Source organism: Paenibacillus herberti (genome assembly GCF_002233675.1).
Classification (GTDB): Bacteria; Bacillota; Bacilli; order Paenibacillales; family Paenibacillaceae; genus Paenibacillus_O; species Paenibacillus_O herberti.
Map to the genome: position 1 here is coordinate 1435594 of NZ_NMUQ01000002.1, position 19204 is coordinate 1454797.

General features: G+C 54.5%; 14 protein-coding genes and 1 riboswitch. Of the genes, 6 read left to right on the forward strand and 8 right to left on the reverse strand.

The annotated features are described in order from the left end of the window. Window positions 1-74 precede the first annotated feature (74 nt). Window positions 75-254, forward strand: coding sequence for a hypothetical protein (locus CGZ75_RS24740; RefSeq protein WP_141136822.1), 180 nt, complete (start codon window positions 75-77; stop codon window positions 252-254). Window positions 255-318: 64 nt separating this feature from the next. After that, window positions 319-510: riboswitch (cobalamin riboswitch) on the reverse strand. Between the two features lie 76 nt (window positions 511-586). Here the strand turns inward: CGZ75_RS24740 and CGZ75_RS18890 are convergent. From CGZ75_RS18890 to CGZ75_RS18900, 3 genes are all read right to left on the reverse strand, one after another. Further along, window positions 587-970: a type II toxin-antitoxin system death-on-curing family toxin gene (locus CGZ75_RS18890; protein ID WP_089525747.1), complete on the reverse strand. Its 384-nt coding sequence runs from the start codon at window positions 968-970 to the stop codon at window positions 587-589. A 233-nt stretch (window positions 971-1203) separates the two neighbouring features. Continuing rightward, the gene (gene argS, locus CGZ75_RS18895) at window positions 1204-3147 is read right to left on the reverse strand and encodes an arginine--tRNA ligase (protein WP_089525748.1); all 1944 of its coding nucleotides are present in this window, start codon (window positions 3145-3147) and stop codon (window positions 1204-1206) included. A gap of 463 nt (window positions 3148-3610) precedes the next feature. After that, window positions 3611-4153, reverse strand: a complete 543-nt coding sequence (locus CGZ75_RS18900; RefSeq protein WP_089525749.1) for a PadR family transcriptional regulator — start codon at window positions 4151-4153, stop codon at window positions 3611-3613. A 185-nt stretch (window positions 4154-4338) separates the two neighbouring features. Here CGZ75_RS18900 and CGZ75_RS18905 point away from each other — a divergent pair, with 185 nt between their 5' ends. Beyond that, a complete protein-coding gene (locus tag CGZ75_RS18905; protein ID WP_089525750.1) occupies window positions 4339-5535 on the forward strand; it encodes an alpha/beta hydrolase family protein in 1197 nt (398 codons plus the stop codon). A 338-nt stretch (window positions 5536-5873) separates the two neighbouring features. On the opposite strand, the gene CGZ75_RS18910 is transcribed toward CGZ75_RS18905, so the two are convergent. The 3 genes from CGZ75_RS18910 to CGZ75_RS18920 form a co-directional block, all read right to left on the reverse strand. Next, window positions 5874-7355, reverse strand: a complete 1482-nt coding sequence (locus CGZ75_RS18910; protein ID WP_089525751.1) for a carboxylesterase/lipase family protein — start codon at window positions 7353-7355, stop codon at window positions 5874-5876. A gap of 235 nt (window positions 7356-7590) precedes the next feature. Continuing rightward, on the reverse strand, window positions 7591-8385 hold the full coding sequence (locus tag CGZ75_RS18915; protein ID WP_089525752.1) for a flagellar motor protein MotB: 795 nt from the start codon (window positions 8383-8385) through the stop codon (window positions 7591-7593). Beyond that, window positions 8369-9181 carry a flagellar motor protein gene (locus CGZ75_RS18920; protein ID WP_089525753.1) on the reverse strand — a complete coding sequence of 271 codons (813 nt, stop codon included), beginning with the start codon at window positions 9179-9181 and terminating at the stop codon, window positions 8369-8371. The genes CGZ75_RS18915 and CGZ75_RS18920 overlap by 17 nt, the downstream gene beginning before the upstream one ends. 350 nt (window positions 9182-9531) lie before the next feature. Between CGZ75_RS18920 and uvrB the strand changes: the two genes are divergently transcribed. Together uvrB and uvrA are read left to right on the forward strand one after the other, a co-directional pair. After that, entirely contained in the window at window positions 9532-11532 is a 2001-nt protein-coding gene (gene uvrB, locus CGZ75_RS18925) for an excinuclease ABC subunit UvrB (protein ID WP_089525754.1), read from the forward strand. A gap of 167 nt (window positions 11533-11699) precedes the next feature. Continuing rightward, window positions 11700-14747, forward strand: coding sequence for an excinuclease ABC subunit UvrA (gene uvrA, locus CGZ75_RS18930; protein WP_089525755.1), 3048 nt, complete (start codon window positions 11700-11702; stop codon window positions 14745-14747). Window positions 14748-14865: 118 nt separating this feature from the next. Here the strand turns inward: uvrA and CGZ75_RS18935 are convergent, their stop codons facing one another. Then, window positions 14866-16485 (reverse strand): nitrite/sulfite reductase, encoded by a 1620-nt coding sequence (locus CGZ75_RS18935; protein ID WP_089525756.1) that lies wholly within the window; start codon window positions 16483-16485, stop codon window positions 14866-14868. 581 nt (window positions 16486-17066) lie between these two features. Here CGZ75_RS18935 and CGZ75_RS18940 point away from each other — a divergent pair. Further along, a complete protein-coding gene (locus CGZ75_RS18940) occupies window positions 17067-17291 on the forward strand; it encodes a hypothetical protein (protein WP_089525757.1) in 225 nt (74 codons plus the stop codon). 143 nt (window positions 17292-17434) lie between these two features. Here CGZ75_RS18940 and CGZ75_RS18945 read toward each other — a convergent pair whose 3' ends face one another. After that, window positions 17435-18403 carry a sugar phosphate isomerase/epimerase family protein gene (locus CGZ75_RS18945; protein WP_089525758.1) on the reverse strand — a complete coding sequence of 323 codons (969 nt, stop codon included), beginning with the start codon at window positions 18401-18403 and terminating at the stop codon, window positions 17435-17437. 137 nt (window positions 18404-18540) lie between these two features. On the opposite strand from CGZ75_RS18945, the gene CGZ75_RS18950 reads away from it, so the two are divergent. Next, a complete protein-coding gene (locus CGZ75_RS18950; protein ID WP_089525759.1) occupies window positions 18541-19203 on the forward strand; it encodes a PIG-L deacetylase family protein in 663 nt (220 codons plus the stop codon). Window position 19204: the final 1 nt, after the last annotated feature.

The following is a 19204-nucleotide window of genomic DNA, read 5'->3' on the forward strand; positions in this document are numbered from 1 at the left end:
GCGGCGTAAGTATAACAGTCCAAGCGCCCCAGCGGCGTCTCGCGTGAGACGATGCAGTCGCGGAATCGGATTCCATGGGGCGAATTGTGTTCGCCTGGTGGAGACGGGTACTGAACTGGAAGCCGATCGGGCAAGCAGTCCAGCGAGTCACGGTAGCCGATGAGCGAGTGTGCGGGCAAAGGCTAGCGGATGCCAATCCGCCCGGCAGGCGAAGAGATTCGGGATTTGGAAATCACTCCGGTCTCTACATCTAGGACAAGTGGCATTCGGCAGCATTCTGCTGGGGCGCTGCGTCAGGCTTCCACCCCCCGGGAGGCCTGACGAGAGATTATTGGGGCAGGTCTCCTGGCTTAAGCGTCAACGTCCTCCTGCGCCTTCCCATCCGAATCGGACAGTGGCTGATGCAGGGAACTACACTCGTACAGTGGCGGGACCGCGCCGGACTTGAACCGGACTTCCCTATTAAGCCGAGAGCATGCTGCTCAGGGCACCCGAATAAACGTGATTATGGAAGAATCTCATCTATCATAAGGTTAAGGTGGGGGATTGTCCATAGATTGACACGCAAGCTAAATAGGATTAATTCCTAACGAAGATAGCGGCGAATCCATTCCTCGCATTCCTCCAGGTCCATCTTCCAGGAGACGCATAGAATCGCGGCTTCTACCAGCTCATCCTCCGGAACATCCAGTTCGATTCCGTTCAGTAGCAGGAATGTCATCATGGCATGGATTGCTGTAGCTGCATTGCCATCACGGAACGCCACCGCCCGCGCCAGTCCGTGCCAGTAGAGCGCGGCTTGGCGCACGAGAGTGGAGGCATCGTCGCTGCCGACAAAACCCTCCAGCAGCGGCCGATCGACCAGTTGTAGTAAAAAGCCGGGATTGCGGAAGCCGGGACTAACGTTGAAGCGATCTTGATGCATCATGTGGATCTCCAGCAGCTGCGGTACGGTCAACTGCTCGTTCATGAGCGCTCCGACAGCCTGCGGAAGGCATTACGGTGCAGCAATAACAGCTGTCGCGCAAGCAGCAGAGCGGGATCCTCCTTAGATTCAGAGACTTGAGAAGTGCCGGGAGTAGGGGGGCGTTTGGAGTCCGCCATCGTCGATCAGCCTTTCTGTGAGAGAATGGGTACACTTGTTCGTGATCCAAGTTTACCATTCCTAACCATATGCATCAAGGGTTAAATTGAACTTTTAGGTTAAATTTTATTGGGCGTCCCGATGCCGAGCAAAGTGAGGCCGTGGCGCAGCACGCTGGCCGCCGCTGCACTGAGGCGCAGCTTGGCGGCTGCGGCAGCTTGGGCGCTTAGCGCTGCATCTTCATCCGTGCTCAGCACTTCACTCGGGCCGGCGACTGCCGCTGTGCCTAGAATTTTGCCGCTATTATAGAAGCGGTTGTAAGCCTTGGCCAGCTCCAGCAAATAACGGGCAAGAACCGAAGGTTCATGCTCACGCAGCGCAGCCCGCAGCGCTTCGCTGTATTGGCCCAGCTTGAGCAAGCAGGCGCGGGCGGCGGGAGCATCAAGCACCTCAAGATCTTTCGCAGGCCACAAATAGGCAGCGATGTGAAGGGAATCCGCTTCACTAGCTGGATTCGCTTTACCCTGGCTTCCTGTGGAAGCATCGGCAGATGGGGCGCATTCTCCCGGTTGCCCTGACTCCGCATCCGAGCGATCTTTTGCCTCTTGCAGAAGAGGTGCTGTCCAGCCCAGCTCCGCCGCTCTGCGCAGCAGACTGCGCGCTCTGGCATGCGTGTATTGCAAATAAGGCCCGGTCTCGCCTTCCATGCTGACCATTTCCTCCAGGTTGAAATCCACCTCCAGCATGCGGCGGTTGCGCAGGTCGCCGAACACAATTGCCCCCGTGCCGACGGCTTCAGCCACGTCCTCCTTGCCCGGCAGATCGGGCGTTTTACCCTCAATGACAGCGAGCGCGCGCTGCTTCGCCTCGTCCAGCACCTCTTCCAGGAACACCACCTTGCCGCGGCGGGTGGACATTTTTTTTCCTTCCATTTTCATCAGGCCGAACGGGGTATGCACACGCTCCACCTCCGACCACGACGCATCCAGCTTCTCCAACACCCGGAACACTTGGCGAAAATGCAGCGTCTGCTCGGCGCCAACAACGTAAAGCAGCTTATCGCCACGCATCTGCTCGCGACGGTACAGCGCCGTAGCCAAATCGCGCGCGCCGTAGATAGTCGAGCCGTCCGACTTCAGGATCAGGCATGGTGGCATGCCCTCCTCATCGAGACGGACGACAGAAGCGCCGTCGCTTGCCTCCAGCAGTCCCGCCCTGCGTAGTCGATCGACGGTCTCTTCCATCTTGTCATTGTAAAAGCTTTCCCCAAGCAGATGGTCGAAGCTCACGCCCAGTCTGCTGTAGATGCGTTGGAATTCCTTCAGGCTTTCGCGGATGAAGTAGTCCCAAAGCTCGCGCGCCTCCGCGTCTCCCTGTTCCAGGCGGCGGAACCAGGCGCGGCCCTCATCCACAAGCTCCGGAGCGTTCTCGGCTTCCTCGTGAAAACGGACGTACAGCTTCAAGCTCTCGCCGATAGGGTCGGCCTCCAGTGCAGCACGATCGCCCCAATGTTTGTAGGCGGCAATCAGTTTACCGAACTGTGTGCCCCAGTCGCCGAGATGGTTGACCGTGACAACGTCCCAGCCAGCGGTGCGATGCAGATTGGCCAGCGCGCGGCCGATGACAGTCGAGCGCAAATGACCGACGCCGAACGGCTTGGCGATATTAGGCGAGGAGTAGTCGATGATGACGCGTTTCCCGGCCCCGTCCGGCAGTTGTCCCAGCTTAGGGGATTCTGCCTCGCGCAGCAACGCATCCATCCAGCCTGTGCCGACGGCTTTCAGGTTAAGGAAGCCTCCAGCGGCATCGGCGTGCCAGCGGATGATGGGAGCAGCCACTTTCGAAGACGCCATCTCGGCCGCCGAGTTCAGCCTTGCCGCCAACGCTGCGGCAATAACATTCGGAGCCTGGCGCAATGTCTTGGCCAGCGGGAAGCAGGGGAACGAAAGATCGCCGAGGGCCTCCTCCGGCGGATATTCCAGACGAGCGGCCAGCTCCGCTTCGCTTAACCCGGTCAGCGGGGCGAGCAGGGCGGCGGCGGATTGTTTGAGCAGGGTGGTCATGGGTTTCATCCTCCTAGAATCGTATGGATTGCCTGAATTGGGCAGTAATGGCGTTCTGCCGGTATGGCCGCTTGCCGAGGGACTTGGCTGAAAACGCAAAAAGCCCCCGTCTCAAAAAGAGACGAAGGCTTAGCTCCGTGGTACCACTCTTGTAGCCGGGCGGCTAGCAGCTATCCGCGCCAGTAAGGGCAAGAGGAAGCTGCAGCGCATCGGCTGCTCGGCAGGGTAACGGCCAGTCCGGGCGTTCCTACACATCCGCTGGGCGGACTTCGGACGCCTGCTCACGGGGCCGTTTCCGCCGACCGGCCGCAGCCGGTTCGCACCAATCCCGGCTCTCTGTGTGCGGCTGCGGCCGGGTACTTTCCCGTTCATCGCATGTTTTGGATGTAATTTTCAACAGTATAGCGGAAGCTTCAAGGAAGGGCAAGGGGACAAAAGGCTGTCGCCAATTCCGGTACGACCCTTATATCTCCCCTTTTTTCAGCCAAGAGATCATGGTATCGCACCATTCTATCCTGCATCTCCCGAATCTATATCCCATCTCAAGAACGGCAGCAGACGAAAATAACGGATGATCGCTCGTTAATCGTTCATTTTGCTCGCGGAAGGAAGCCGTTTTGCCCTTAAACTCCGCCAGAAGTTGTTCTTGCTCAAGCTTTTTCTCTTCCAGAATCGAAATCAAAATTTCCGGCTCCACCAGCCACGAGCTGTATTGCTTAAGGAGAAATTCCTCCCAACTGCCCGGCTCCTTAACCCAATCCTTTAAGCATTCAATTCCGGCATCCGTAATTTTATATACTTTCCTTGCAGGTCTATAGGACTCCCGTTCATACGCTTGCAGCTCCACCAGCCCATCTTCTTCTAACTTAGAAAGTGTGGGATAGAGCTGGTTATTGTTGATTTTATAAAAAAAGTCGACCCTGCTCTTCATCTGCTGCTTCATGTCATAGCCGCTTAATGGCTCACGCGCCAATAAACTAAGCAACACAAATTTAGTGGAACTCACTTGTAATCCACTCCTAGTATACGTTCATCCTAAAATACAAACGATCACGATGAAAGTCAATTTCTTACTCAATATTATAGGTTAAGTATAACATAAGTTAATCTTGACATAAACCATTGACTGTTATAGGTTATTATTAACCTATCAAGGTTGAGTTACACCCCAAATTTTAAGGAGAGATTGCGATGAAGATTGTATTCGAGGATCAAACTTTTTCTTTTGAGCTGCTAAGAGCCCTTGGTTACGCACCCTATGGGGGAGCTGATATTGGAGAATGTCTGTCAACTGCATATCGAATAGAAGATGGTAACTTTGAAAGCTGGTATACCGAATGGTACAAAACAGCAGAAAGAATCCATGCTCTGGCTCTGGATAGCTCGGAGAAAGGTAATCGGGTTAGTGCACGAGAGTTCTATTTACGGGCCTCTAATTACTATCGCAACGCCGAGTTTTTCCTGCGCGACATTCCCAACGATCCACGTATGTTGGAGACATGGGGGAAAAGCCGGGATACATTCAGCCGAGCTGTTGAATTGATGGATACTTTAGTGGAGAAAGTAGAAATTCCTTATGAAGGGACCTATTTGCCGGCCTATTTCTATCGTGTGGATGATGCACAGCGGCCTACTTTAATTGTTCACGGGGGTTATGATTCCACAGGAGAGGAAATGTATTTTGCAGCGGCAGCGGCGGCATTGCAGCGTGGTTACAACTGTCTAGCCTTCGAAGGTCCTGGTCAAGGCGCGGTCATTCGGGAGCAACAAATCCCGTTTCGCCATGATTGGGAAAATGTTGTCACTCCTGTAGTGGATTACTTGCTGACTCGACGGGAGGTTGATCCGCAGCGAATGGCTCTCCTGGGTATGAGTCTTGGAGGTTATTTGGCGCCACGCGCCGCAGCCTTTGAACATCGTCTGGCCGCTTGTATCGCTAACGATGGTCTATTCTCCTTCCGATTCGGTGAGAAGTTTCACCAACCTAATCAAGGACCCCCTGTAGATTTAAGTGATTCGATCGAATTGGATAAATTGATTTCCGTATTAATGAAAAAAAGTACCAATCTTCGTTGGGCTATCAGGAACGGAATGTTCACTTTCAATGCTGACTCCATCAAAGAACTCATAGAAAAAACGGAGCCCTTCACATTGGATGGCGTGGCCGATAAAATCAAATGCCCTACCCTTGTATGCGCTGCGGAAAATGATCACTTCTTTAAAGGTCAGCCCCAGCAGCTTTATGATGCTCTTACTTGTCCAAAAACCTTTATGAATTTCACCTCGGAGGAGGGAGCTGGGGAGCATTGTCATTCCGGTGCGACAGTGCTGTTCAATCATCGCCTTTTTGAATGGCTAGATGAAACGCTTGGTTTGAAATACGAATAACCGCCCAAAGACAATGACGAATCGGTTTACCAGGATCGCAAGGGACTGGGACTCGTTCATGGCGTATCCGTCGCCGTCCATTACTCCCAGTGGCAGGAGGAGGAGCAGCTTCGCGCCTCAGCCGCTAGATATCGGGACTACCAAGGCCACTATGGCTTGGACGAAGATTGCGGTTTGTACTTCCGCAGCGGCGAGTTGGAGCGGACAGAAGGTGATGGGGTGTTTGTGCTCAAGGACGGTCGTATCGAACGGTTAAAATAGAAAAAGACGTAAGAATGGGCCCTTGAACGGCAGCCAATTCTTACGTCTTTTTTCATATGACAGCTCGGCGCAAGTGACTACCGTTTCCCCGTCAGCATCCGTCGCTTATCCGCTTCCGGATCAAGCTCTACGCGGCTGTCCGCGTCGAGCAGCATAACCGCATGCTGTCCGGCCTCATAAGCCGGCCAGTCCAGCTTCGCCGTCGCAGGGCTGCCGGTGTTCGCAAAAGCGAGCCAAGCTTCCTGTGCCGCAGTGGACACGCTCTCCATTCTCGCATCGATCTCGATACCGCCAGCGCGCAGCAGCTCCAGATTGCCGAACACAAACGGAATTTCCGCCGCGTGAAAAGCTGTAGACAACACGGGATGTCCCGGCGAGATGAAGTCATAACGGTACAGCCACACACGCGCATGCTGCATCTGGGCCTCCGCGAACAGCAGGGAGGAGCGCAGGAAAAACAGATCGGTCATAACCTGCTGCTGCCCTTCTATCGTCCGAGGATATTCTGCCACCCAGGCAGCCGCTTCCGGCGCACCTGTGACGGCGACGTAGGCGCGGGCGTTATCCTCGTCGCTCAGCAGCTTCATGCCGGGACGTACGAACAGCACGCCTTCGTCCCGGTTCGTGCCGATGACGAGATCTACGCCCCCCGCCGAGCCTGCTGCCACAGCCTGCAGCGGTTCAAGCGGCAATGTTTTGCCGTCTACGACAGGCTGGAAAAGCATAATCGTGCTCTCACCTGCGGCCCGCTTGAGGCGGTCGGCTGTGCGCAGCAGCTCGGCAGCGGGGAGCTCCGCAAGCTTATCCAGCGAGCCCCCATCGAGCATATCGAGATAAGCCCCGGTCACCACGCGGCCCTGCTGATCCGGCAGCGCTTGGGAGGCGCCGCTCTGCATGATGGCACGGCTGAAAAGACCTTTAGCGGCAGGCATAGCGAGCAGAGCAGCGATGCTCATGCTGCCTGCTGATTCACCGAAGACAGTCACACGGCTAGGATCGCCGCCGAAGGAAGCAATATTTTCGCGAATCCATTCCAGGGAAGCGATCTGGTCGAGCAGCCCGGCGTTGCTCACATAACCGTCGGGGTCGGCCGGGTCGGCATAAGGACCGAGATGGAGAAATCCGAGCGCTCCTACTCGGTAGCTTACGGTTACAACAATTAGGCCGCCGCGCTTAGCGAGGTTGGCTCCATCAAAGATGGGCAAACCACCACCGCCGGTGACGAATGATCCGCCATGAATCCATACCATGACAGGCAGGGGCTCGTCAGTCGGCTCCTCCGGCGCCCAAACGTTGAGGTACAGGCAGTCCTCCGCTTGCGGAATCCCGGTGCGGACAAGGCCGAAAGGACCTCCAGTCGGGTCCACGGGCTGCGGACATAGGGGCCCCGGCGTATGTGCTTGGCGTATGCCTCCCCAGGAAGCAGGCGGCAGTGGTTTTTTGAAGCGACGCTCGCCGACTGGGGGCTGTGCAAACGGGATGCCCTTCCAGGCGCGGACTCCATTCTGCCGGATGCCTTGAAGCTGTCCGCTGCGGACGCGGAGGAGAAGATGTTCCATGTAGTAATCATCCTTTCGGTTTCAGAAGAGGTTCGTTCGAAAGCGTCTGGGCATCTTGTCCTTGCTTGCTTAGAACAGGGATGAATCCTTTAGTAGTGAAAGTATAACATGCCAGCTCAGATAGATAAAAATGACAAGGGATAAGGGTTCGACGTCCCCGAAAGAAGCGCTAGTAGCTAAAAAGTAAAAAAGGCGCTTCTCTTGCTGCATCTGGCAGCGGAAGAAACGCCTTCGCTTATTTCAAGGCCGAGTCCGTACTAGCCCGTAGAACGGTGATCTCGACGCGGCGGTTTTTGGAGCGTCCTGCCTCCGTTTCATTGGAGGTGACAGGACGTGTGTCCGCATAACCGGCAATTTCAAACTTTCCAGGAGCAAGCTTACTCTCATCAATGAAATAGTGCAGCACCGACAGCGAGCGAGCCGCCGACAGATCCCAGTTATCGCTGTACTGGCCGCCAGGGTTGATTGGCAGATTATCCGTATGCCCCTCGATGCTGATGACATTGTCCAGTGAACGAAGCAGGGTGGACAGCTTATCCAGCACTGGCGTAGCCTCCTGCTTGAGCTGCGCCTTGCCGAGATCGAACAGGAATAGATCGTTCAGCCGAATCGCGATGCCCTTGGGTGTATCCTCTACGTCTACCTTATCCTGCAGCTTGTTTTCCTTAATATAAGTTTGGATGACCTTCAGCAAGTTTTGCAGCTCTTCTTCCTGAAGCCGTTTCAACTGCTGCTGCGGTGTCTCCGTTGCCATCGCGCCGGGCGTGGACGGCGGAGACGTTCTGGTGCTGTTATCCAGCAGCTCTCCCGGCAGTCCCTGGCCGCCCTGGATGACGGAGTCGGACTTGGCGAACTGGGATTGGAGCGACTGAGCCAGCACCTCGTACTTTTTGACATCCAGTTGGCTCATCGCATATAACACGACAAAAAAAATCAGCAGCAGCGTGATCAAATCGGAATAAGTAATTAGCCAGCGCTCATGGTTTTCCGGCGCCGCCGCACCACTTTTACGCTTACGCCTGGGCCGCATTTTCTTCCGCCTTTCCTTCTGGAGCGCGCGCTCCCTTACGCTGAATCGGCTCGTCCGTGATGATGAACGATTGCAGCTTTTTGCGGATGAGCTGCGGATTATCGCCGGCTTGCAAGCCGAGAATGCCCTCCATCATCATCTCCATGCGCTGAATATGCTCCTGGCTGCGCACTTTGATTTTGGAAGCGAGCGGCAGGTAAAGCACGTTGGCGGAGGCGACTCCATAGAGTGTTGCTGTAAAAGCAACCGCGATTGACGAGCCGAGCGCGCCCGGCTCATTCAAGTCTCCAAGCACGTTGATCAGCCCCATTACGGTGCCGATGATGCCCATCGTTGGAGCGTAACCGCCCGCACTTTCGAAAATCTTCGCTTGCTGTTCATGCCGCCGCTCTATCGCTGCAATTTCCAACTCCAAAATCTCGCGGGTCAGGTCCGGGTCTGTACCGTCCACAACCATTAATACGCCGTCGCGCAGAAAACGCTCATCCAGCTTGCCGGCATGCGTTTCCAGGGCGAGTACGCCGCCGCGTCGTGCCAGCGTTGCCATATCGGTCAATCTGTCAATGATTTCTTGATCCGTATTATTGTCCTTGCGAAAAGCCATGCGCAGAGCCGCCGGGATCGTGCGCAGCCGCGATGCAGGGAAGCTGACGGCCACTGCCGCGAAGGTGCCGCCGAAGACGATCAGGATCGCCGTTTTTTCCATCAAGCCGTGGGCCTCTCCGCCTTCCCATAAGAAACCTCCGAGCAGGGCGGCAATTCCTGCGATGATGCCGATTACGGTCGTCAAGTCCATGCTATGCTTCACGCTCCTGTTATCACTTTTAGAAAGCTTTCATCGCTACCGTGCAAGTTGCTTTTAGCTGCCTTCCGGCATCTAGGCTATCCCTATGTAGCTGCCAACTGTTCTCATTGCAAGCCGGATTTCAACCCGGTATAATGAATGGGAACAGATATTCTTATGCATGACTGCTCATTCTTGAGCAGACGTTGATCAATGGCATTCCACAATGACTTATTTATCGGCTCTTTTGGGTATACAGATGAATAGGGAATTCTTCATATAATAATAGATTCATCCCGCTAATCCAGGTCTAAAGAACCGGGACTTTAGCGGCATATTAGGGAAGAGGGTGAGCTTTGCTCATGGCCGAGAAGGTGCAACAGCCCAATCTGTTCCAGCTGAAGTCGGATTATACACCACAGGGCGACCAACCACGTGCGATTGACCAGCTTGTGGAGGGCATCCGCGACGGACGCAAGCATCAGATTCTGCTCGGGGCTACTGGCACCGGCAAGACCTACACCATCGCCAATACGATCGCGAAGCTGAACCGACCGACGCTCGTTATTGCTCACAACAAGACTCTTGCCGCGCAGTTGTGCAGCGAGTTCCAGGAATTTTTCCCCGATAATGCAGTCTCCTATTTCGTCAGCTACTATGACTACTACCAGCCAGAAGCCTATCTACCGTCGACCGACACCTACATCGAGAAGGACTCCAGCATCAACGATGAGATCGATAAGCTACGTCACTCCGCGACCAGCTCGTTATTCGAGCGCCGCGACGTTATTATCGTTGCCAGCGTGTCCTGCATCTACGGTCTCGGTTCCCCGGAGGATTACGGCACTCTCGTACTATCGCTGCGCAAGGGCATGGAGAAGGGTCGAGACGAGATTCTTCACAAGCTGGTTGATATTCAGTACAAGCGCAACGACATCAACTTTGTGCGGGGCACATTCCGTGTGCGCGGCGACATCGTAGAGATTTTCCCTGTAGCGAACAACGAGCGGGCGATTCGCGTAGAGCTTTTCGGAGACGAGATCGAGCGTATTACTGAGATTGACGTGCTGACCGGCGAGATCGTCGGAGAGCGCGAACATGTCGCTATATTCCCGGCTTCCCACTTTGTCACCCAAGAAGATAAGATGCGCATTGCGCTGGTGAACATCGAGCGTGAGCTGGAGGAGCGTCTTGCGGAGATGCGCGACAACGGCAAGCTGCTGGAGGCTCAGCGGCTGGAGCAACGGACTCGTTACGACATCGAGATGATGCAGGAGATGGGCTTTTGCTCCGGCATCGAGAACTATTCCGGGCCGCTTACGTTCCGCGAGCGCGGCGCTACGCCGTATACGCTGATGGATTATTTCCCCGATGATATGCTTATCGTTATTGACGAGTCCCATGTGACGCTGCCGCAGGTTCGCGCTATGTACAACGGTGACCGCGCGCGTAAAGAGGTGCTCGTGGAACACGGCTTCCGGCTGCCATCGGCAATGGACAATCGGCCGTTGAAGTTCGAAGAGTTCGAGGCCAAGGACAAACAAACGATCTACGTCTCCGCGACGCCGGGACCTTACGAGCTTGAACTTACGCCGCATGAACCGATTCAGCAGATCATTCGTCCAACATGGCTGCTTGACCCGATTATCGAGGTTCGCCCAACCAAGGGGCAGATCGATGACATGCTGGGGGAGATTCGGGATCGCATAGCTAAGGATGAGCGCGTGCTCGTGACAACGCTGACCAAGAAGATGTCGGAGGATCTGACCGATTACCTCAAGGAGGTCGGCATCAAGGTACGCTACCTCCACTCCGATATCAAGACACTTGAGCGGATGGCGATTTTGCGCGATTTGCGTATAGGCACGTTCCATGTATTGGTCGGCATTAACCTGCTGCGGGAGGGCCTTGACCTACCGGAGGTGTCGCTTGTGACCATCCTGGACGCTGACAAGGAAGGCTTCTTGCGTTCGGAGCGCTCGCTTATCCAGACGATTGGGCGCGCCGCACGTAACTCCGAGGGCCGCGTCATTATGTACGGTGACAAGATCACCGATTCCATGAATCGGGCGATCACGGAGACGAGTCGTCGCCGTGCGATTCAGGAGGCTTACAACGAGAAGCATGGCGTTACACCTCAGACGATCCGCAAACGGATCCACGATGTGATGGAGGCGACCAAGTCCACTGAGCAGAAGAATGATTTCCTGAACGGCGTTTCCGGCAAGTTGACCAAGAAGGAACGTCAGAAGGTTATCGTGCGCCTGGAGGCCGAGATGAAGGAAGCAGCCAAAAGCCTGCAGTTCGAGCGGGCAGCAGAGCTTCGCGATGCGCTGCTGGAGCTGCGAGCGGAAGAGAGCTGATTGGCGTCAGCGAAGCAAGGAAAGTCCAGCGGTTTGAGCTGGGGCGGGTGCGGCGAATAGCCTCAGGGCTGCGCATTCCCGTTTTTGAATTGGAATTGTTGGTTTTAGAAGGCTGACAGGACTGGCAGCATGAATGCTGCCGTCCTGTTCCATATAGGAGGTATACAGTGGCAATCGACCGTATTGAGATCAAGGGTGCCAGGGCCCACAACCTGAAAAATATCGATGTAACCATTCCGCGCGACAAGTTCGTCGTGCTTACGGGCCTCAGCGGCTCGGGCAAGTCATCGCTCGCTTTTGATACGATTTATGCGGAGGGCCAGCGTCGCTACGTCGAGTCGCTGTCGGCCTACGCCCGCCAGTTTCTCGGTCAGATGGAGAAGCCCGATGTCGATTCAATCGAGGGCCTCAGCCCCGCAATCTCCATCGATCAGAAGACGACAAGCCGCAACCCGCGTTCCACGGTTGGCACGGTCACGGAGATTTACGACTATTTGCGTCTGTTGTATGCCCGCATCGGCAAACCACATTGCCCGGAGCATGGTATTGAGATCACCTCGCAGACGGTAGAGCAAATGGTTGACCGAATTCTGGAATACCCGGAGCGGACGCGCCTGCAGATCCTCGCGCCGATTGTATCCGGCCGCAAGGGCGAACATACAAAGTTGCTTCAGGATATCCAGAAGCAGGGTTTCGTCCGTGTACGCGTGGACGGCGAGCTGCGTGATCTAGGTGACAACATCGAGCTCGAAAAGAACAAAAAGCATAACATCGAGGTCATTGTCGACCGTATCGTCGTTAAGGACGACGTTCGTACTCGTCTGGCAGACTCTCTTGAGACGGCACTTACGCTGTCGGAGGGCCAGGTCATCGTGGACATCATCGATCAGGAGGAGCTGATGTTCAGCTCCAACCTAGCCTGTCCGACCTGTGGCTTCAGCATCGATGAGCTGTCGCCGCGAATGTTCTCGTTTAATAGCCCATTCGGTGCATGCTCGGAATGCGACGGTCTTGGCGCCAAAATGATTGTGGACCCAGACCTTATTTACGACCCCAGCAAAACGATTGTGTCTGGCGCTTTCGAGGCATGGGCGGGTAGCACCTCTAACTATTATCCGCAGTTCATGGCTTCCGTGTGTAAGCATTACGGTATTCCGATGGATCTGCCTGTCGGCGAACTGAACGCGGAGCAAATGAAAAAGTTGCTTTATGGAACCGGGGGCGAAAAGGTCCGTTTCCAATATGAAAATGACTTTGGCTTCAGCAAAGAGGCATTTGTACCCTTCGAGGGTGTTGTCAACAATCTTGCGCGCCGCTACCGTGATACCGCCTCGGACACCATGCGGGAGTATATTGAGGCTTACATGAGCTCCAAGCCATGTGGCACTTGCAAGGGAAATAGGCTGAAGAAGGAAAGTCTCGCCGTCACCGTCGGTGGGGAAAACATCGCCTATTCAACGTCGTTGTCGATTGGCGAAGCTAAGGAATTCTTCGATGGGTTGAATCTTAGTGAAAAGGATCGCACGATCGCCAATCTGATCCTCAAGGAGATCAACAGCCGCCTTGGCTTCCTTGTCAACGTTGGCCTGAACTATTTGACGATGTCCCGCGCGGCGGGCACCCTATCGGGCGGAGAGGCTCAGCGCATCAGGCTGGCTACCCAGATTGGCTCCAGCCTGATGGGAGTCCTATATATTCTGGACGAGCCTAGCATCGGGCTCCATCAACGCGACAATGACCGGTTGATCGCTACGCTGGAGCATATGCGCAACCTCGGCAACACGCTGATCGTCGTGGAGCATGACGAGGATACGATGCTGGCTGCGGATTATATCATTGATATTGGTCCCGGCGCTGGCATCCACGGCGGCCATATCATGGCGCAAGGTACACCGCAGGAGGTTATGGCCGACGAGAACTCGTTGACCGGCCAGTATCTCAGTGGTCGCAAGTTCATCGCCGTGCCGGAGCAGCGCCGTCCCGTCGGTGACAAGTGGCTTGAGATCCGAGGCGCCAAGGAAAACAACTTGAGAAACGTCAACGTCAAGATTCCAATCGGCGTATTTACAGCCGTGACCGGCGTATCGGGCTCTGGTAAGTCAACGTTAATCAACGAGATTTTGTACAAAACGCTGGCGCGTGATCTCAACCGGGCTAAGGTCCGTCCGGGCGAGCACAAGGAGATTCGCGGCCTCGAGCAGATCGACAAGGTGATCGACATTGATCAGTCGCCAATCGGCCGCACGCCGCGTTCCAATCCAGCTACCTATACTGGCGTATTTGATGATATCCGTGATTTGTATGCCTCGACCAATGAGGCTAAGGTGCGCGGTTATAAGAAAGGCCGCTTCAGCTTCAACGTCAAAGGTGGACGCTGCGAGGCATGTCGTGGTGATGGCATCATCAAGATCGAGATGCATTTCCTGCCGGATGTGTACGTGCCTTGCGAGATTTGTAAAGGCAAGCGTTACAACCGTGAGACGCTGGAAATCAAGTACAAGGGCAATAGCATCGCCGATTTACTGGATATGACGATCGAGAATGCGGCCGACTTCTTCCGCAACGTCCCGAAGATTTACCGCAAGCTGCAAACGCTGCTAGATGTCGGCCTCGGTTATATGAACATGGGCCAACCAGCGACAACGCTGTCTGGTGGCGAGGCTCAGCGCGTTAAGCTTGCCTCCGAGCTTCACCGTCGGAGCACTGGCCGCACGTTCTACATTCTGGATGAGCCAACGACCGGCTTGCATATGGACGATGTAGACCGCCTGTTGGTCGTGTTGCATCGTCTGGTCGACTCTGGAGAATCCGTACTCGTTATCGAGCATAGTCTGGACGTTATCAAAACGGCCGACTACCTTATCGATCTTGGACCAGAGGGCGGCAGCGGAGGCGGCACAATCGTCGGCATCGGCTCACCGGAGGAGCTCGTCAAGGTAAAAGGTTCCTATACCGGCAAGTATCTCGGTCCGATACTGGAACGCGACCTGCAGCGCACACGCGAGGCGCGTGTCAAAGCCGAGGCACTGCAAGCGGCTGCCGAAGTCAGCGCTGCGTTGGAGCCAGCTTCTGAACGCAAAACGTCCAAGCGCGGAGCAGGTAGCTCCAGCGACGCTGACGGAGCGATGCTGGCGGCGGAGAGCACCGCCCCATACGAGGCGGCTCCCGCACCCAAGAAGCGCGGCCGCAAGCCCAAGGATACAAGCTCCCAATAAGGAGTTCTCGGGCGTGAGCGGGGAACCCAGTCAAATATAACAAGCAAGAGGCCCATCCAACTGACGTCGGATGGGCCTCTTGCTTTATTTTATGCAGTTAACTAACTTAAACCTGAGCTCAGACTGCTTTAGCAGCGGCGAGAATATCGGTGAGCTTCTCTTGGAAGGACGGCACTCCGACGCGGTTTACGTAGTTATGGAACGTCTCGCCTTGCTGGCGACCTTCCCTGTAAAACTCGATCAGCTGAGCGAGCACAGCTGGTACGTCAGTACTTTTGACGCGGCCCTTCAACGGTTTGTTGAAGGTTGCACCTGGACCAAGGATACCGCCTACAGCAATGTCGAACGCGTCGACAGTGCCCTCTGGCGTTTTGACGAGTGAGCCCTGTAGACCAAAGTCAGCAATATGCTTCTGGCCGCAGCCGTTCGGGCAGCCGATGAAGTGGATGCGAATCTTCTCGTCTAGTTCAACATGCTCATCGAGATATTCAGCCACGTGGCGCGCGAATTCTTTGGTCTCAACGATGGCCAGATTGCAGAATTCGTTGCCGGTGCAGCTAACGGTGCGACTCATGAAAGGCTTCGGATTCGGCGTCAAACGCTGCAGCACAGGAGCGGCTAAAGCGGCTTCGAGATCCTCATCCTTAAAACCGGTAAGAATAATGTTCTGCGACATTGTGGTGCGGATTTTACCTTCACCATATTGATCGGCGATGTCGCAAAGCTGCTCCAGCTCATCCGAGTTGGTGCGGCCGACAGGAACGTTCAGGCCGATGTAGTTGCGGCCGTCCTTTTGCTTATGCACACCGTCGAAATAAGCAGCCTGCCAGCCCAGCGTTTTGCTCGTTCCTTTGGAAGGCATGTCGCCGATCAGCTTGAGCAGCTCTTCTTGGAACTTCTCCGGTCCCCAGTCTGCAACGAGAAACTTAAGCCGCGCGTGATGGCGCTTCTCGCGGTAGCCATGATCGCGGAACAGTGTCGTTACGCCAATCGCAACTTTCAACGCTTCTTCCGGACGAACGAAGATGTCGAGCTCTTTTGCCAGGTAAGGCTTGGCGCTCAGTCCGCCGCCGACCCATGCATGGAAGCCAATTACTTCTTGGCCGTCGATTTCCTTAATAGCAGGAGTGAAGGCCAAATCGTTGATTTCCGCATGTGCGTTGTTGTAGATGTTGGCGGAGATGGACATTTTGTACTTACGCGGCAGGTTGGAGAACTCGCGGTTCATCAGGAAGTAATCATTCACTTCCTCTACGAGCGCAGTTGTATCCATCAGTTCGTCTTTGTCGATGCCTTGCAGCGGATTGCCGACAATCGTACGTGGGCAGTCACCGCAGGACTCGTAGCTGTACAGACCGACTTCTTCGAGGCGCTTGAAAATGTCAGGCATATTCTCAATGCGCAGCCAGTGGTACTGAATCGCCTGACGTGTCGTTACGTCGATTAGATCCCGGCCGTAATCGCGGCCAATCGAAGCAAGGGCGCGTGTCTGTGCGGTCGTCAAGACGCCTGCATTGATACGAATCCGCATCATGAAGTAGCCATCACGTGGCTTTTGCTCGTAGACTCCTGCCCATTTGAAACGGTTCATATCATCCTCAGGAATGGAGTCATACCCTTCCAGAGCATACTTTTCAATAATGGTACGGATTACATCGAGTCCGTCTTTCTCAATCTTCCAAAGTTCCATTTTATTCAGCTTGGATGGATCACTCATCCACGGCGTTTCGTAAGCCATTCGTTATGAACCTCCTCTAAAATGCTGGCCCGTTCAAATTCCGATAAAAAAGGTGTGATTATACTAATCCGATCGTACCATAACGGGATTCAAATGGGAACAAATGTGGGGGAGCTCGCTATAACGATTGCTGATGGGGATCATTGGGTTTTTTTATAATCCCCAAGAATAGGAAGAGCATTATTGTCGCACGCTATATGGTGACAAATTTGTGGCAAACCGGTTACAGAGCGAAAACATCTTGCATCCAAGCCGCCTAAAAGATACCATAGTTTATATGAAGTGCGAGTTCAAAAAAGGTCATCATTCAGCACCGAGAAGGTTGTGAGAACCAGAAGAAGGAGGAGCGGAGTGTAGGCAAACCTACATGAGCACCGGACTTCGAAGGTGAACACAAGATTCGATGTCGAGTTGGCTTCCTGCTTTACTTCGTGATCAATGGGGGGCTTTTTGAACAACCTCATGAAGTCTTAGAGAAATGGTCATGATGTAGCCGACTATCCATCCGCCGGCAGGAACTTGCTGCGGCGCGGTACGGAAGCGGTCTCAAGCCAGCATTTTAATCCGGGAGGTAGCACCCCATGTATCTTGCAGCAACAGAAACGGCGGAAGCCGTAGCAACATCGAGCACGTTCAATACATTCGACATCTTTATGGTTCTGTTCACGATTCTGATTGCAATCGGATTTGTGCGCCTGGTAGTCCAGAAGCAGAAGAACATTTTTGCGATTGGCTGGACGGCAGCTTGTCTGCTCGTTTTCCTGATTGTCGATTTCTTCATGGTTAAAATTTGGTTTGGCCTCTAAGCCATTCCTGAATGCTCGTACATACAGCGGTTGATGCGCACGTAATGGAATAGCGGCTCAACCGGCCTTGAGCACGACAAAAAGGCTTCCCTTCGGCATAATGCCGCTAGGGAAGCCTTTTTACCTACTTAGAATCCGAACAGTTATACCCACCACATCTCGCCAAGCGGCTCGCGGATAAGTACCTGCTGCAGATTGGAAACGGCTTTGCTGAAGCCTTCTTCCACGCTCATGAGGCCGTCTTCATGCTCGATGCTGACGACATAGTCATAACCGACGAGACGCAATGCGCTAATAATATCCGCCCATACTTTGAGATCGTGGCCGAAGCCGACAGAGCGGAACTGCCAAGCGCGGTCCAGCATCAGAGCATAGGACTGCATGTCGGTTACGCCATGTTTGTTGACATTGATCGGGTCAATAGTCGTATCCTTAGCATGGAAATGATGAATGGCTCCTTCGCGTCCAAGAATATGGATCGCTTGAACCGGATCAATTCCTTGCCACCACATGTGGCTCGGATCGAGGTTGGCGCCGATTGCTTTGCCGGTCGCTTCGCGCAGGCGAAGCATCGTAGCTGGCGTGTGGACGGAGAATCCGCCATGCAGCTCAAGGCCGATTTTAATGCCTGCTGCCTCGGCGATGCCATTGATTTCGCTCCAATAAGGAATGACCTTTTGTTCCCACTGCCACTTGAGCACTTCTTGAAAATCATTCGGCCAAGGAGCGACAGGCCAGTTCGGGTATTTAGCGTCTTCATGGTCGCCCGGCAAGCCGGAGAATGTGTTAACGACCGACACCTCAAGGCGGTTAGCCAGTTCAATCGTTTTGCGAATGATCGTGTCATGCTCGGTGGAGATGGCCTTTTGTGGATGAAGCGGATTGCCATGGCAGCTCAGGGCGCTGATCATCAGGCCGCGAGATTCTACTGCCTGCTTGAAGGCGCGGCGCTTGCCGTCATCGGCGAGCAGCTCGTCCAGATCAAGATGCGGGCTTCCTGGATAGTTGCCGGTTCCGATCTCGAGGGCGTCTAGCCCTTTGGATGCGATGTAGTCCAAGGATTCCTCGAACGATTTTTGGGCAAAAAGAACAGAGAATACGCCAAGTTTCATAAGGGTAACCTCCCAATGGGATGATAGTAGCACTAAAGTTCCAAACGCACTCATTATACCATGGGCTGAAGAAGCAATTCAGTGCTGGGGCTCTATCCGGCAAAATTGCATAAGAAGTGGACAAAGGAGAGATGAACATGAATGGACCGGTTGCTCTGCTGCTGGCGCATCCTGATGATGAAACGTTTCTGGCGGCAGCATTAATACGTACTCTGGCGAATAGGGGAGAAGCACCCGTGTTGCTCGTCGCGACTCGTGGTGATGCAGGCTTGAGGGGCAGCCAGCAGGCACGGTTGCTCGGCAGCAACCTCGGAGCTGAGCGAGAGCGGGAGTTAGCTGAAGCGGCTGCTATTTTGGGTATAAAAGAGGTCGGCCATCTCGGCTACCCCGACGGATGTCTTGCCGAGGCCGACGAAGATGAGGTAATTCGGCAGGTGGCTGAATATTTGGCCGTTCATAAACCGGCGGCGCTCGTTACGTTCCCTCTTGATGGAGGAAACGGTCATCCTGACCATATGGCCATTTCGCGGATTGGCACGAGATTGGTCAAGGATGGGCATATACCTGGACTTCGGCAGTTGTATTATGTAGGCTCACTGGCTTTGCATGAGCAAGGCCGTAAGGAGGCGCTAGTGCTGGACACGGCGCTCCATTGGGACGTCAAAGCAGCGGCTCTGGCTGCGCATCGTTCTCAAGCCGATACGATCTCGCGTTATTTCGGCGATCTATCCGCTCCTCCTGTAGAGTGGCAGCACGAGCGGTTCTACTTGGCTTGGGAGGACGGTAAGGACTGGCCTTGAG